Genomic DNA, 13,044 nt, shown 5'->3' with positions numbered 1-13,044 from the left:
TTGCGCAGCGCGGGAGGCGACGGTGGTCCGCCGTGCGGGGGAGAGCCCGCGTCAGCGCAGGAAGAGCACCGAGAGGATCCCGAGCGCGAACGGGGCCATGGTCACGACGAACATGACGCCGACGATGATCCCGACGATCAGCCAGGGGCTGCGTCGCCGGAGGCGCTGGCCGGGCAGGGCGACGCCCGGCGGCGGGGGAGTGAGCAGCCCTGCGGGCGCAGCGAACGGCAGGGCGGGAGCTCCCGGATAAGGGCCCGGATGCTGCCCTGGAATCTGCCCGGGACCCTGCAGTGCTGCCGGGGATCCCGGATGCTGCGTGAGCCGCAGCCGGTCATCGCGCCAGCGCGCCCACTGGTCGAGCTTCGTGAGAAGCGCCCCGACGGCTCCGAACAGCCACGCCCAGGTGGCCGGGTCGAGGGTCGAGACATCGCGTCGTGCATAGAGGAACAGCCAGTCGTCGACGATCTCCACGTCGAGCTGCGCGGCGTGGTCGATGAAGCGCGCCATCACATCGGGGGTGAACAGGTACAGCGCATCGACCTCATAGCCCGTCGGGCAGTAGAGCGAGAAGTAGCGGTCGAAGTCGCCCTCGAGCGAGAGGCGCTGGTCGCTTCTGAAGGCGCCAGCGAGCGTGCTGCCCAGCGTGTTGTTGCCGAGCGCGTCGAGCACGATGTTCGGCAGCGGCACGTCGAGTTTGACCGCGACGTATCCCCAGCGATGCGTCGTCGACTGCTTGCCGTTGCTGGTCGTGTACTGGTAGTTGCCGAACTCGACGAAACGCGGCTCCACGCCGCGCAGCACGTCGGTCGACATCCGACTCGAGCCCGACGAGAAGATCATGCCGGGCAGGGGCGGCTCGTCGATGCGGTCGAGATAGCTCATGGCGTTGGCCCGGGCGAATCGCGCGAGGCGGAAGCGAGTGATGTTGCGCAGGCGGATGCTGCGGCGCACGAGCATCACGACGCCGACGACGATGCCGGCGAGAAGCACGAGCCCGATGAGCGCGGCGACGGCGACCCCCGCCTCCTGACCGACCGCATAGCCGAGGCCGAGGATCATGATCCCGAAGATGGGAACGACGCAGAGCAGCGCGAATCCGACGCCGACCCAGGCGATGATCCGTGCGGCCGACGTGGGATGAGCGGTGCGCTGGGCGCGTGCGAACGCGTCGACCTCGGCGGGATTCACCGGATCGAGCAGGGCGCGGGCGTCGAAGGACCCGGCGGGAGCACCGGCCGACGGCACAGGAGCAGGCGTGGGAACTGTCACGCGTCCACGGTAGCCGAGCGCCTTCTCCGCAGCGTCAGCGACGGCCGGCGTGCAGAGCGGTGCGCACGAGGAGTCCGGCCACGAGAGCCCAGAATGCGGCGCTGACGCCCAGCACCGCGATGCCGGATGCCGCCACCAGGAAGGTCACCACGGCGGGGATGCGCTCGCCGGGGTCGTCGATCGCCTGCTGCACCGCCGACCCGAAGGCGGCGAACAGCGCGAGCCCCGCGACAGCCGGGATGACTGCGTCGGGAGCGAGCAGCACCAGTGCGGCGAACGCTGCCGAGAAGCCGCCGAGCACGAGGTACGAGACGCCGGTCGAGACACCGGCGACCCACCGGCGCCGTGGGTCGGGATCGGCGTCGGGTGAAGCGGCGAGGGCCGCGCTGATCGCCGCGAGGTTGATCGCATGGCCGCCTGCCGTCGCGCCGATCGCGGTGCCGACACCCGTGACGAGCATCGCCGGACGCCAGGGGACCTCGTAGCCGAAGCTGCGCATGATGGCGATGCCCGGTACGTTCTGCGAGGCCATCGTCACGATGAACAGCGGCAGCGCCACCCCGACCAGAGCGCCGACCGTGAACGTGGGGGCGGTCAGCTCGATCCGGGGGACGAGGAGTCCGGCATCCACTGCCGTGCTCTCCTGCACCAACGAGACGGCCACCACGACTGCTGCCGCGACGAAGGCGAGCGGCACGGCCCACCGCGGCGCGAGACGCGCGAAGACCAACCACGTGATCACCACGGGAACCACGCCCCACGGATTCGCCACGAGGCCGGTGATCGGTGCGAGACAGAGGGGCAGGAGCACTCCGGCGAGCATGGCCTGCGCGATGGACGGAGGGATGCGGGCGATCAGGGTGCCGAGAGCGGGCCACAGCGCCGTGAGCAGGATGAGCGCGGCCGTGACGAGGAACGCGCCGACGGCTGCCGACCATCCGCCGTCGACTGCTCCGGTGGCGGCGAGGAGGGCGGCGCCGGGAGTCGACCAGGCGACGGTGATCGGCATCCGATATCGCCAGGCGAGGACGACGCAGGCGAGCCCCATCGTGAGGCTGACCGCGAGCAGCCCGCTGGCGGCCTGCTCGGGGGTCGCTCCGACGGCGCTGAGGCCCGTGAGCACCACGGCGAACGAGCTCGTGAACCCGACCAGCGCGGTGACCACCCCGGCCAGGATCGGTCGGGAGAGAGGCGCGGCGGTCGGCATGCGTCAGAGGCTATCGCGTGTCGAGGTCACGCCAATCCCATCCGGTGCGCGAGGACGACGGCCTGCACGCGGTCGCGCGCGCCGAGCTTCTGCAGGATGCGTGACACGTGCGTCTTCACCGTCGCCTCTCCGATGAACAGGGCGCTCGCGATCTCGGCGTTGCTGCGCGCATCGGCCAGCAGCACGAGCACCTCCGCCTCACGGTCGGTGAGCGGGTCGGCGAGCACGGTCGCGGCGACCTGCGACGGCGCGGAGGCGGATGCCGGTGCGGATGCCGGTCCGGGGGCCGTCGTGAACCGAGCCAGTACGCGTCGTGTGACCTCGGGTGCCAGCATCCCGTCGCCCGCGGCGAGGGCCCGCACCGCGGCGATGAGATCCTCGGCGCCGGCGTTCTTGAGCAGGAAGCCACTCGCACCGGCGTCCAGCGCCTGATAGAGGTAGTCGTCGCGATCGAACGTCGTGACGATCGCGATGGCCGCGCCGACCTCCGGGTCGGCGACGATCCGCCGAGTGGCCTCGATGCCGTCCATGTCGGGCATCTGCACGTCCATCGTGATGACGTCGGGGCGCAAAGCGGATGCCTGCGCCACGGCGTCGGCGCCGGTCGCCGCCTCGCCGACCACCGTGATGTCGGGTTGAGTGTCGAGGATCGTCCGGAATCCGGCTCGCAGCATCGCGTGATCGTCGACGAGCAGAACGCGGATGGGTGCGTCGGACCCGCTCATGAGGAGACACCCGTCTCGATCGGCGACGCGGCCTGCGCGCCGCCGGCGCCGGTCAGCGGAACTCGAGCCCGCACCCGCAGACCTCCCGCCGCGCGAGGAGCGACGTCGAGCGTGCCACCGGATGCCGCGGCGCGCTCGCGCATGCCCAGCTGACCGAGTCCGGGGCGAAGCGCGGCCACGGCGCGACCGGTGTTGACGATCTCGACCTCGACCCCGTCATCGTCGTAGCGCACGCGCACATCGGCGGTCGCGCCGACGCCGGCATGACGCCGAGCATTCGTGAGCGACTCCTGGGTGATGCGATACAGGTTCACGGACACGACCGAGGGCACGGGCCTCGGGGTGCCGATCACCGCATAGTCGGTGGGCAGTCCCGCCTCCGACGACGCGTCGACCAACGAGCGGATGTCGTCGAGCGTCACGGTCGACGCGGCATCCGCCGTCTCGCCGCCGGGTGTGCGAAGCGTCTCGAGCAACTGCCGCAGCTCGTGGATCGCATCGCGCGCGGAGTCCTCGATGCCGCTGAGGATGCTCGTGGTCTTCGCAGGGTCCTGATCGATCACGAGACGAGCGGCGCCCGCCTGCACGCCCATGACCGACACGTGATGGGCGACCACGTCATGCAGCTCTCGGGCGATGCGCACGCGGTCGAGGGCGACGGCCTGCGCTGCGGTCACCTCGCGCTCCTGCTCGAGTTCGGCCGTGCGCTGCTCGAGCACCGCGCGTTCGCGTGCGGCGTGCCAGGAGCGCTCGCCGAAGTAGTAGGCGCCGCCGAAGTACAGCACGTTCAGCAGTAGCTGGATGAGCATGAACGCGAGGTACGGAGACAGGAGTCCCGCCGCGACCTCGGCCTTCGCCGCCTCTTCGATGGCTTCGCGGTACATCGTGATGATCAGCCAGACGAACATGCCGAGGATGATGCCGACGCGCACGATCATCGCGGCCCGGCGGTTGTTCATCCAGGCGCCGACCGTATAGAGCGACACGAACATGGCGATGTTGCCGACATAGATCTCGGGCACCTGGAACGAGATGGCGAGGAAGTATGCCAGCGACACGGCGATCGCGACCGGGGCCGGCCAGCGCCGACGCACCGCCAGCGGTGCGGTGACCGCGACCGCGTAGACGAGAGCCGTCCACGGTTCGGCCCGGGTGTCGCCGTAGATGTCGGCCACGGTCGAGAGAGCGGCGCTGAGGACGGCGCCGACGAACATGACCGCCGCGAGCACGAGGTCGCTGCGCTGCTCGCGGACGCTGGGGATGCGGGTGAACGGCGCTGCAGGCATCCTCTTACCGTAGAGCCGGGGCGGATGCGGCGGCATCCCCCGCACGGGGGATCGTGGCGGGGCCGTGGTGACGTGCAGACACGCGATCCTGCGAGAATCGAGCGTGACCTCGACTCCGCACACCGCGAAGCCCCGCCTCGCCCCGCTCTACCTCGCCGGATTCACCACCGCTTTCGGGGCCCACGGCATCGCGGCGGCGCTGGGCGCGGAGACCGAGGACATCGGGTGGACGCTGCTCGCGTTCGGGCTCACCCTCGCGCTCTACGACCTCGCCGAGGTGCTGCTCAAGCCGCTGTTCGGCGCGCTGAGCGACCGGGTGGGCGTGCGCCCTGTCATCATCGGCGGCCTCCTCGCGTTCTCGGCATTCTCGGTCGTCGGCGCCGTGGTTCCCGGCATGCTCGGACTCGTCATCGGTCGATTCGGGCAGGGGGCGGCGGCATCAGCCTTCTCGCCGTCGTCGTCGGCTGCCGTCGCCCGGCTCACCGACGATGCCACCCGCGGGAAGTACTTCGGTCGCTACGGCTCGTGGAAGAGTCTCGGCTACGCGCTCGGTCCGCTGATCGGCGCCGTGCTCGTGGTCTGGGGCGGCCTGCCCGCGCTGTTCTGGGCGCTCGCCGTGCTCGGTCTCGGCGCTGCACTGTGGGTCGCTGCAGCGGTGCCACGGGTCGCCGTGCTGCCCCGCAAGCGAGTCACGCTCGTCGATCTCGGTCGAGAGCTGATCGCGCCCGGATTCCTCGTCCCGACCCTGGTGCTGGCGGCGACGACCGGCGCCCTGGCGGTCGCCGTCGGATTCCTCCCGCTGCTCGGGCGGCAGGCCGGGCTCGACATCGTCTGGAGCATGGCCATCGTGACCGTGCTCGCGATCGCGTCGAGCGTGGCTCAGCCGTTCGTGGGCGCCGCGCATGACCGCGGGCGCATCTCGGTGCGCACAGGCGCCGTCGGCGGCCTGGCGCTGATCGCGGCCGGCATCGCGCTCGCCGCGGTCACGCAGACTCCGGCCGCGCTCGTCGTCACCGCGCTGCTGGTCGGCATCGGCGTCGGGGTCGCGACGCCGATCGCGTTCTCGCACCTGGCCGCATCGACCCCGCCGGAGCGGATGGGCCGCACGATGGGCAGCGCCGAACTCGGGCGCGAGCTGGGAGATGCGGGTGGTCCTCTCGTGGCGGGCGCCGTGGCGACGGCATCCGTCCCCGGCCTCGGTCTCGCGGCGGTGGCCGCGCTCACGGCTGGAGCCGGAGTGCTCGCGCTGGTGGGATTGCGGCGGGACCGCAGAAGCTCTTGACGCGTCACTTGTATTTTGCAAGTGTTGGCGCATGAGCCTCTTCATCACCTGCCCCGTCGAGAGCGTCGACCGGGCCACCGCGTTCTACACCGCTCTCGGCTGGACCCTCAACGCCGAGATGTCCGATCACAATGTGTCGTGCTTCATGATCGCGCCCGAGCAGTACGTGATGCTCGGCAGTCGCGAGATGTATGCGAGCGTCGGCGGCACGGAAGACATGATCGGCGGCCCTGACACCCCCTCGAAGGTCACTGTCTCGTTCGACCTCGACAGTCGTGAGGCGGTCGACGAGCTCGTCGACCGCGCGGCTGCCGCCGGCGGTCGGATCGGCGACACCGACGACTACCCCTTCATGTATCAGCGCCAGTTCGACGATCCGGACGGCTATCACTACTCGCCGTTCTGGATGAAGCCGGACGCCGATCCGGGCGCGTGAGCGACCTCGCCGCAGCCCTCGACGTCGTCGGTGCCCGCTGGGCCCTTCTCATCGTCGAGAAGCTGCTCGACGGGCCGCAGAGATACGGCGATCTGCAGCGTGAGCTCGGAGCTCCGACGAACATCCTCGCGACACGTCTGCGCGAGCTCGAAGCGGCCGGAGTGCTGCGGCGACTGCCCCTGCGGCACAACACGCGCGCCTATGCCCTCACCGAGCGAGGCGTCGCATTGCGGGAGGCGATCGAGGCTCTCGGCCGCTGGGGAGAGGAAGAGTCGACCCCGCCCACCGAGCAGAACGAGCGCATACTGTGAACATCGCCGCCCTCTCGTGCGAAGGAGCACTCTGATGACCGGACGCATTCTGATCGACCTCTTCATGACCCTCGACGGCGTCGCACAGGGGCCGGGCGGCATCGACGAGGATCCGTCCGGAGGCTTCGAGTTCAGCGGTTGGCAGGCAGGGTATCCGTCGTCGGGGATGGGGCCCCAGGTGCAGCGGGGGATGCAGGGACTCGATGCGCTGCTGCTCGGGCGCCGCACGTACGACATCTTCGCCGCGTATTGGCCGCATCACACCGACGGTCCGTCGGGGGAGATCGGCAGGCTCTTCGATCGGGTCCCGAAGTATGTGGCGACACGGGATGCCGACCTCGATCTGTCGTGGAAGGGCAGCGAGCGCGTCGGAGACGATCTCGCCGCGGAGATCGCCGCGATGCGCGAGCGGCACGACGAGGTGCACGTGATCGGCAGCATCGACCTCGCGCACTCGCTGCTGGCCGAGGGTCTGTTCGACGAGCTCAACCTGTGGGTCTATCCGATCCTCCTCGGCACGGGCAAGAAGGTCTTCGACGACGGCGCCGAGCCGGCGGTGCTGCGGCTGCTCGAGGCGCCGGTCGCCGACGACAGTGGAGTGCTGCTGCTGCGCTACGGACGGACGGATCGGGTGCCCGAGGTCGGCACCTTCGATGACTGAAACGGTATATCGCCCGCTTCTTCCCTCCTGCGTGGCGATCCGATAGCTTCAACTCAACGCGGCCACTCGTGCGTCGTCGGCGGGTGCGCAGCTGACGGCGTTGACGACGAGGACCCGGTGCCGCGGCGAAAGGCGCCGGGTTCTCACTGTCCGCTGGCTCAGCGGGCGCCGAGCACCCGCTCGATCACCCTCGCCACCCCGTCGTCGTCGTTCGAGGTGGTCGTCTCATCCGCGGCGTCCTGCACGACGTCCGTCGCGCCGGCCATCGCCACACCGTGGCCGGCCCAGCGCAGCATCTCGACGTCGTTGAGGGCGTCGCCGAAAGCGATCACATCGCGGCGGTCGATCTCGAGGTGCTCGCAGAGGCGCGCGAGCCCGGTGGCTTTGGTCACGCCCTCGGCCATGACCTCGACGAACGGGGCGCCTGAGAGCGTCGCCTCGAAACCGGTCAGCCCGAGGTCGCGCAGCGCCTCGAACAACGCCGTCGGGGCGATTTCTGGGTGCCGGATCACGAGCTTGAGGCTGGGTGCGGCCAGCACATGATCGAGCTCGACGCCGCCCATCGTGCGTGGATCGCGCTTGTGGTCGGCGAGATCGGCGATCTCGGCATAGCCGTGCTGCGCGACGAACGTCTCGCCGCCCTCACGCACGCTCGCGAACAGCAGTCCGGGGATGCTGGCGCGCAGCGCCTCGGCCAGGGTGCGGATCGTCTCTGCCGGAAGCTCTTCCGCGAACAGCATCCGTCCGTCGACGAGATGTGTCGCGTAGGCGCCGTTGCTGCACAGCGCCCAGCCGTCGAAGCCCGCGCCGTCCGCGAGCGCGCGTAGACCTATCGGCTGGCGAGCGGTCACCGGGACGACGTGGATGCCACGGGCGCGCGCCGCGTCGAGGGCCGCGCGGGTGCGCCGCGTGACCGATGCCGAGGAGTCGAGCAGTGTCCCGTCGAGATCGGTCGCGATCAGGCGGACGGTCACAGTCTCAGGAGAAGATCATCGGCAGGTCGTCGTCTTCCTCGGCCCCGCCGAGGTCGAACTCGACGACCACGGGGACGTGGTCACTGGGCTGCTCGCCCTTGCGCTCTTCGCGGTGGATCGACGCTCCGGTGACCGCCTCGGCGAGTGTCTTCGAGCCGAGGATGAAGTCGATGCGGATGCCCTCGTTGCGAGGGAACTTCAGACGCTGGTAGTCCCAGTAGGTGTAGCCCTCGGGGAGCAGTGGGCGGACGACATCGGTCAGGCCCGCGTCGGCGAGAGCGAAGAAGGCCTGACGCTCCTGAGGCGAGACGTGCGTCGAGACGCCCTCGACGATGTCGGGGTCGCCGTTGTCGGCGTCGAACGGGATGATGTTGAAGTCGCCGACCAGAGCGAGCGGCAGTTCGGGGTTCGCCGAGAGCTCTGCCGCCGTGGACTTCTTCAGCTCCTCGAGCCAGTGCAGCTTGTAGGCGTAGTGCGGGTCGTCGAGCGAGCGGCCGTTCGGCACGTACAGGCTCCACACGCGCACACCGTCGACGAGCACGCCGAGCGCACGTGCTTCGAGCGGTGCATCCGGTCCCTCGTGTCCCTTGGCGAAGCCCGGCATGCCGTCGAAAGACGTGCGGACGTCGGTGATCGGCAGGCGGCTGGCGATCGCGACGCCGTTCCATTGATTCAGGCCGTGGACCTCGACGTGGTAGCCGGCCTCTTCGAACGGCCCGTAGGGGAACTGCTCGGGTTTGCACTTGATCTCCTGCATCGCCAGCACGTCGATGTCCTCTCGGACGGCGAACTCGACGGTGCGGGTGACACGGGTGCGGATGGAGTTGACGTTCCAGGTGGCCAAGCGCATGCGTCAAGCCTAGGCCTTGCCTCCTACACTGGATGCCGTGACCGCACTCGACGCAGACCGCCAGACCCTTCTCGACCTGATCAAGGACGAGGCGGTGTTCCACGGAGACTTCACGCTCTCGAGCGGCAAGAAGGCGACGTACTACGTCGACATGCGCAAGCTCACCCTCGACCACCGCGCGGCACCGGCGATCGGTCGCATCATGCTCGACCTCATCGGCGACCTCGACGTCGTGGCGGTCGGCGGCCTGACCCTCGGCGCCGACCCCATCGCGAACGCGGTGCTGCACGCCTCGGTCGCCGCCGACAAGCCGCTCGACGCGTTCGTCGTGCGCAAGGAGCCGAAGGACCACGGCCGCGGTCGCCAGATCGAGGGTGCAGACGTCGCCGGCAAGCGCGTCGTCGTGCTCGAAGACACCTCGACCACCGGGCAGTCCGCGCTCAAGGCCGTCGAGGCGCTGCGCAAGGAAGGGGCCGAGATCGTCGCCGTCGCCGTGATCGTCGACCGCAAGACGGGCGCCCAGGCCGCGATCGAAGCCGAGGGCCTCGAATGGCGTGCCGCCTTCGACCTCGACGACCTCGGACTCGACCCCCAGTGACCCGCTACGCGCTGGCCGTCGACGTCGGCGGCACGAAGATGGAGGCCGCGCTCGTGGACGAGCACGGTGTGCTCGTCGGCGGCAGCCGCTCGCGACAGGCGACCGGGCGCCAGGCGACGCTCGAGTCGCTGAACGACGCGGTGATCTCGATCGTGACCCACGCTTTGGCCGCTGTGCCGGCGGATGCCGACCTCGTGGGAGCCGGTGCCGGAAGCGCCGGACCCATCGACCGTGCCGCCGGAGCGATCATGCCGGTGAACATGCCGCTCGCGCGGGGCTTCGGTCTCGCGGAGTCGGTGCGCTCGGCGGCATCCGCTGCACTCGGCCGGGAGGTTCCGACCATCCTCGGCCATGACGGTGGCGCGCTCGCCCTGGCGGAATCCTGGCTCGGTGCCACGCAGGATGCCGGTGCCTCGCTGTCGATCGTCGTCTCGACCGGCGTCGGCGGAGGGTTCGTCGTCAACGGCGCGTACATTCCCGGAGCCACCGGCAATGCCGGGCATCTCGGACAGGTGCGTCGCGAAGGCGGACTCACCCTCGAGGAGATCGCCTCGGGGCCCGCCAGCGCCGCCTGGGCTCAGCAACAGGGATGGACCGGAGCCACCGGCGAGGACCTGGCTCGGGATGCCGCCGCGGGCGACACCATCGCCCGTGCCGCGATCGAGCGGTCGGCGAAGGCGGTCGGAGAAGCGCTCGCGGATGCCGCGACCCTCGTCGACCTCGACATGGTCGCGATCGGCGGCGGGTTCTCTCGCGTGTCCGCCGACTACATCGACCTCGTGCAGCAGGCGCTCACGGCCAGTGCCGCGCACGAGTACTCGCGGCGTACCCGGGTCGTGCGCTCGGGACTCGGCGACGAGGGGCCGCTCATCGGCGCCGCGGCGCTCGTCCTACGCTGACCTGCCGGTCACCGGGGAATCAGCGCCCCGCGACGATCAGGTGACGCTGCGGCCCTTCGAGTCGGGCCACCGCGACCTTGAGTTCGGTGACGTCGGCGGCGACTCCGTCGATGCGTGCGGTGAGTTTCTCTTCGACTCCGTCGATGCGTGCCGTGAGCCTCTGTTCGACGCCGTCGATGCGTGCGGTGAGTTTCTCTTCGACTCCGTCGATGCGTGCCGTGAGTTTCTCTTCGACTCCGTCGATGCGTGCCGTGAGCCTCTGTTCCACTCCGTCGATACGCGTACCGAGCGACGTCTCGACGCCGACGAGATCGGTGCGGAGGGAGTCGGATCGGCGGATGCACCAGGCGAAGCCCGCGAACATGGTGCCGCCCAGAGCCAGCAGGAGGCCGACGGCGCTGATGACGATCGTGATGATCTCGGCGGACACGAACATGCTCCCATTCTGGGGGTGGAGGGTGGGGTCTCGCAGAATGCTACGCGGGCGACGACCGGGGCCGACGGCGGTGCGGGTCATCCTTCGGGCACGGGGGAGAACGCGGTCCAGAAGACGATCGTGCAGAAAAGATCGACGCTTTCCGTTCGCCTCCCTAACAAATCCGGCCTACGCTCGTAGCAGGCGACGGAAGGAACACGCATGCGCGTACTCGGACTGCTCTCGGGCACCTCACACGACGGCATCGACGTCACGGTCGTGGACTTCACAGAGAGCGACGGAGCGCTGCGCGGCACGGTGCTGCACGAAGACAGCGTGCCGTACGCCCCCGACCTGCGGGCCCGACTCGTCGCGGCGCTGCCTCCGGCGCCCACGACGTTCGCCGAGGTCTGCGAGCTCGACACCCTGATCGGCCAGGCCTTCGCCGAGGTCGCCGCCACGGCATCCGACGTCGTCGGGGGAGTGGATGCCGTGTGCACGCACGGCCAGACCGTCTTCCACTGGGTCGCCGACGGCCACGCGCTCGGCACCCTGCAGATCGGGCAGCCGGCGTGGATCGCCGAGCGGGTCGGCGCACCCGTGGTGTCGGACGTGCGCATCCGTGACATCACTGCGGGCGGCCACGGTGCACCTCTCGTGTCGTTCCTCGACGAGCTGCTGCTGCGCGGTCGGGCGGGAGTCTCGGCGGCGGTGAACCTCGGCGGCATCGCGAACGTGACCGTGGTCGGTCCCGACGGTCTGTCGGCCTACGACATCGGCCCGGCGAATGCACTGGTCGACGCGGTGGTCGTCGCCGAGGGGCTGAACGACCGAGGCTACGACGCGGATGCCGCGATCGCTCGCACCGGCACCGTCGACGATGTGCTGCTCGCCGAGCTGCTCGCCGACCCCTACTACTCCCTCCCAGCCCCGAAGAGCACGGGCAAGGAGCACTTCCACCTCGACTATGTGCGTGCGCACGTCGACCGCATGCGACCCGGCATCGCGCCGGCAGACCTGATCCGCACGCTCACCGAGCTCACGGTCCGCACCGTCGCACACGACATCCGCACCGCCGGCATCCGCTTCCTGGCCGTCTCGGGTGGCGGGTGCCACAACCCGCTCATCATGCAGGGTCTGCGTGAGGCGCTCCCCGACATCGAGGTGGTGCTCGCCGACGAGCTCGGCGCCCCGGTCGACAGCAAGGAGGCGATCCTGTTCGCGCTGATCGGATGGTGCACGTTGCATGGCGTCGCGGCCGTGACGCCCGGCGGCACCGGAGCGCGGGAAGCCCGAATCCTCGGCACCATCACACCCGGTGCGGGTCCGCTGCGGATGCCGGAGCCCGTGGATGGAGTGCGCAGCCTGACGCTGCGCTGATCGAGGGATCGGGGCGCTCAGCGCTTGCGGTCGTCGTCGTCCCAGGGGCCTTCCCACCAGCCGGCGCGCCCATCGCCCCCGCCGCCTCCACGACGTCGGGAGCGGAAGAACTGCACCACCCACACGGTCAGCGTGCTGAGGAGGATCAGGAAGATCACCAGGAACAGCAGGTCGGACTGGTTCATGGGCGTTTCCCCTCCGCGGCATCCGCCACGATCTTGGCGATCCGAGCGGACCGCGTCTCGGCACGCTTCGCCATCGCGATGTGCGTCAGGCCGAACTTCTTGACCGACTTCGGAAAGGCGTCCCAGTGGGCCCGCGCGGCGGGCAGGGCATCCAGCGCCTCCGTCAGTTCGGGCGGCTCGATCCCGGCTTCCGGGCCGTCGAGCAAGGTCCACGACCCGTCCGCCTTCGCGGACTCGAGTACGCGGATGCCGGCCGGTGCGAGCTGTCCGGCGGCCTCGAGGTCGATCAGTCTCGCCTTGTTCGTCGCTGCCCATCCGCTGCCGCGTCGTCGGGGTGAGAACCACTGGCCCACCGTCTGGTCGTCGAAGGTGCGCACCGGACCGTCGATCCATCCGAAGCACAGAGCCTGACGCACGGCATCGTCGTATCCGACACCTCCGGCCCGGTTGCCGCGAACGCTCAGCAGCCAGACTCCCGCGATGCGCTCATGATGCTCCTCGAGCCAGGCGCGCCAGGCGGCCGCATCCGCTGCGACGACCCGCTCTCCTTCGTCGAGCGCGCCCAC

At 69.8% G+C, this 13,044-nt stretch carries 16 protein-coding genes; 7 read left to right on the top strand and 9 right to left on the bottom strand.

Annotated features, from left to right (window positions below; all coding sequences use genetic code 11):
• Window positions 1-51: 51 nt before the first annotated feature.
• From ACIPV5_RS00820 to ACIPV5_RS00805, 4 genes are read right to left on the bottom strand one after another with little or no spacing between them, the layout of a single operon-like run.
• Window positions 52-1,269 (bottom strand): hypothetical protein, encoded by a 1,218-nt coding sequence (locus ACIPV5_RS00820; protein WP_400338983.1) that lies wholly within the window; start codon window positions 1,267-1,269, stop codon window positions 52-54.
• 34 nt (window positions 1,270-1,303) lie between these two features.
• On the bottom strand, window positions 1,304-2,476 hold the full coding sequence (locus ACIPV5_RS00815) for a benzoate/H(+) symporter BenE family transporter (protein ID WP_400338981.1): 1,173 nt from the start codon (window positions 2,474-2,476) through the stop codon (window positions 1,304-1,306).
• A gap of 26 nt (window positions 2,477-2,502) precedes the next feature.
• Window positions 2,503-3,201, bottom strand: a complete 699-nt coding sequence (locus tag ACIPV5_RS00810; protein WP_400338978.1) for a response regulator — start codon at window positions 3,199-3,201, stop codon at window positions 2,503-2,505.
• A complete protein-coding gene (locus ACIPV5_RS00805; protein ID WP_400338976.1) occupies window positions 3,198-4,487 on the bottom strand; it encodes a sensor histidine kinase in 1,290 nt (429 codons plus the stop codon). The genes ACIPV5_RS00810 and ACIPV5_RS00805 overlap by 4 nt, the downstream gene beginning before the upstream one ends.
• A gap of 103 nt (window positions 4,488-4,590) precedes the next feature.
• On the opposite strand from ACIPV5_RS00805, the gene ACIPV5_RS00800 reads away from it, so the two are divergent.
• From ACIPV5_RS00800 to ACIPV5_RS00785, 4 genes are read left to right on the top strand one after another with little or no spacing between them, the layout of a single operon-like run.
• Entirely contained in the window at window positions 4,591-5,769 is a 1,179-nt protein-coding gene (locus ACIPV5_RS00800; protein WP_400338974.1) for an MFS transporter, read from the top strand.
• A 31-nt stretch (window positions 5,770-5,800) separates the two neighbouring features.
• Window positions 5,801-6,205 carry a VOC family protein gene (locus ACIPV5_RS00795; protein ID WP_400338972.1) on the top strand — a complete coding sequence of 135 codons (405 nt, stop codon included), beginning with the start codon at window positions 5,801-5,803 and terminating at the stop codon, window positions 6,203-6,205.
• Complete coding sequence (locus ACIPV5_RS00790) at window positions 6,202-6,516, top strand: helix-turn-helix domain-containing protein (protein WP_320489004.1); 315 nt, start codon at window positions 6,202-6,204, stop codon at window positions 6,514-6,516. Before ACIPV5_RS00795 ends, ACIPV5_RS00790 begins: the two co-directional genes overlap by 4 nt.
• A gap of 34 nt (window positions 6,517-6,550) precedes the next feature.
• The gene (locus ACIPV5_RS00785) at window positions 6,551-7,177 is read left to right on the top strand and encodes a dihydrofolate reductase family protein (protein ID WP_400338969.1); all 627 of its coding nucleotides are present in this window, start codon (window positions 6,551-6,553) and stop codon (window positions 7,175-7,177) included.
• 158 nt (window positions 7,178-7,335) lie between these two features.
• Here the strand turns inward: ACIPV5_RS00785 and ACIPV5_RS00780 are convergent, their stop codons facing one another.
• Entirely contained in the window at window positions 7,336-8,151 is an 816-nt protein-coding gene (locus tag ACIPV5_RS00780) for a Cof-type HAD-IIB family hydrolase (RefSeq protein WP_400338967.1), read from the bottom strand.
• A 4-nt stretch (window positions 8,152-8,155) separates the two neighbouring features.
• Complete coding sequence (locus ACIPV5_RS00775; protein ID WP_230101040.1) at window positions 8,156-9,001, bottom strand: exodeoxyribonuclease III; 846 nt, start codon at window positions 8,999-9,001, stop codon at window positions 8,156-8,158.
• 37 nt (window positions 9,002-9,038) lie between these two features.
• Between ACIPV5_RS00775 and pyrE the strand changes: the two genes are divergently transcribed.
• Window positions 9,039-9,599 carry an orotate phosphoribosyltransferase gene (pyrE, locus tag ACIPV5_RS00770; RefSeq protein WP_072592022.1) on the top strand — a complete coding sequence of 187 codons (561 nt, stop codon included), beginning with the start codon at window positions 9,039-9,041 and terminating at the stop codon, window positions 9,597-9,599.
• Complete coding sequence (locus tag ACIPV5_RS00765; protein WP_400338963.1) at window positions 9,596-10,498, top strand: ROK family protein; 903 nt, start codon at window positions 9,596-9,598, stop codon at window positions 10,496-10,498. The genes pyrE and ACIPV5_RS00765 overlap by 4 nt, the downstream gene beginning before the upstream one ends.
• 19 nt (window positions 10,499-10,517) lie before the next feature.
• Here ACIPV5_RS00765 and ACIPV5_RS00760 read toward each other — a convergent pair whose 3' ends face one another.
• Window positions 10,518-10,934, bottom strand: a complete 417-nt coding sequence (locus tag ACIPV5_RS00760; protein ID WP_400338961.1) for a hypothetical protein — start codon at window positions 10,932-10,934, stop codon at window positions 10,518-10,520.
• 201 nt (window positions 10,935-11,135) lie between these two features.
• On the opposite strand from ACIPV5_RS00760, the gene ACIPV5_RS00755 reads away from it, so the two are divergent.
• Window positions 11,136-12,293, top strand: a complete 1,158-nt coding sequence (locus tag ACIPV5_RS00755) for an anhydro-N-acetylmuramic acid kinase (protein WP_400338959.1) — start codon at window positions 11,136-11,138, stop codon at window positions 12,291-12,293.
• A 17-nt stretch (window positions 12,294-12,310) separates the two neighbouring features.
• Here the strand turns inward: ACIPV5_RS00755 and ACIPV5_RS00750 are convergent, their stop codons facing one another.
• The gene (locus ACIPV5_RS00750; protein ID WP_171821950.1) at window positions 12,311-12,478 is read right to left on the bottom strand and encodes a hypothetical protein; all 168 of its coding nucleotides are present in this window, start codon (window positions 12,476-12,478) and stop codon (window positions 12,311-12,313) included.
• A complete protein-coding gene (locus tag ACIPV5_RS00745; RefSeq protein WP_295103882.1) occupies window positions 12,475-13,044 on the bottom strand; it encodes a YdeI family protein in 570 nt (189 codons plus the stop codon). Before ACIPV5_RS00745 ends, ACIPV5_RS00750 begins: the two co-directional genes overlap by 4 nt.

Origin of the sequence: Microbacterium sp. NPDC090014 (genome assembly GCF_044748285.1) — a bacterium.
GTDB lineage: Bacteria > Actinomycetota > Actinomycetes > Actinomycetales > Microbacteriaceae > Microbacterium.
This window is presented reverse-complemented; position numbering and strand designations above follow the sequence as displayed.

Bases quoted from the DNA above. Each gene is read 5' to 3' on its own strand.
- ACIPV5_RS00815 (WP_400338981.1), bottom strand. From the start codon at position 2,476: ATGCCGACCGCCGCGCCTCTCTCCCGACCGATCCTGGCCGGGGTGGTC.
- ACIPV5_RS00775 (WP_230101040.1), bottom strand. From the start codon at position 9,001: ATGCGCTTGGCCACCTGGAACGTCAACTCCATCCGCACCCGTGTCACC.
- ACIPV5_RS00785 (WP_400338969.1), top strand. From the start codon at position 6,551: ATGACCGGACGCATTCTGATCGACCTCTTCATGACCCTCGACGGCGTC.
- ACIPV5_RS00755 (WP_400338959.1), top strand. From the start codon at position 11,136: ATGCGCGTACTCGGACTGCTCTCGGGCACCTCACACGACGGCATCGAC.
- ACIPV5_RS00805 (WP_400338976.1), bottom strand. From the start codon at position 4,487: ATGCCTGCAGCGCCGTTCACCCGCATCCCCAGCGTCCGCGAGCAGCGC.
- ACIPV5_RS00795 (WP_400338972.1), top strand. From the start codon at position 5,801: ATGAGCCTCTTCATCACCTGCCCCGTCGAGAGCGTCGACCGGGCCACC.
- ACIPV5_RS00760 (WP_400338961.1), bottom strand. From the start codon at position 10,934: ATGTTCGTGTCCGCCGAGATCATCACGATCGTCATCAGCGCCGTCGGC.
- ACIPV5_RS00750 (WP_171821950.1), bottom strand. From the start codon at position 12,478: ATGAACCAGTCCGACCTGCTGTTCCTGGTGATCTTCCTGATCCTCCTC.
- ACIPV5_RS00810 (WP_400338978.1), bottom strand. From the start codon at position 3,201: ATGAGCGGGTCCGACGCACCCATCCGCGTTCTGCTCGTCGACGATCAC.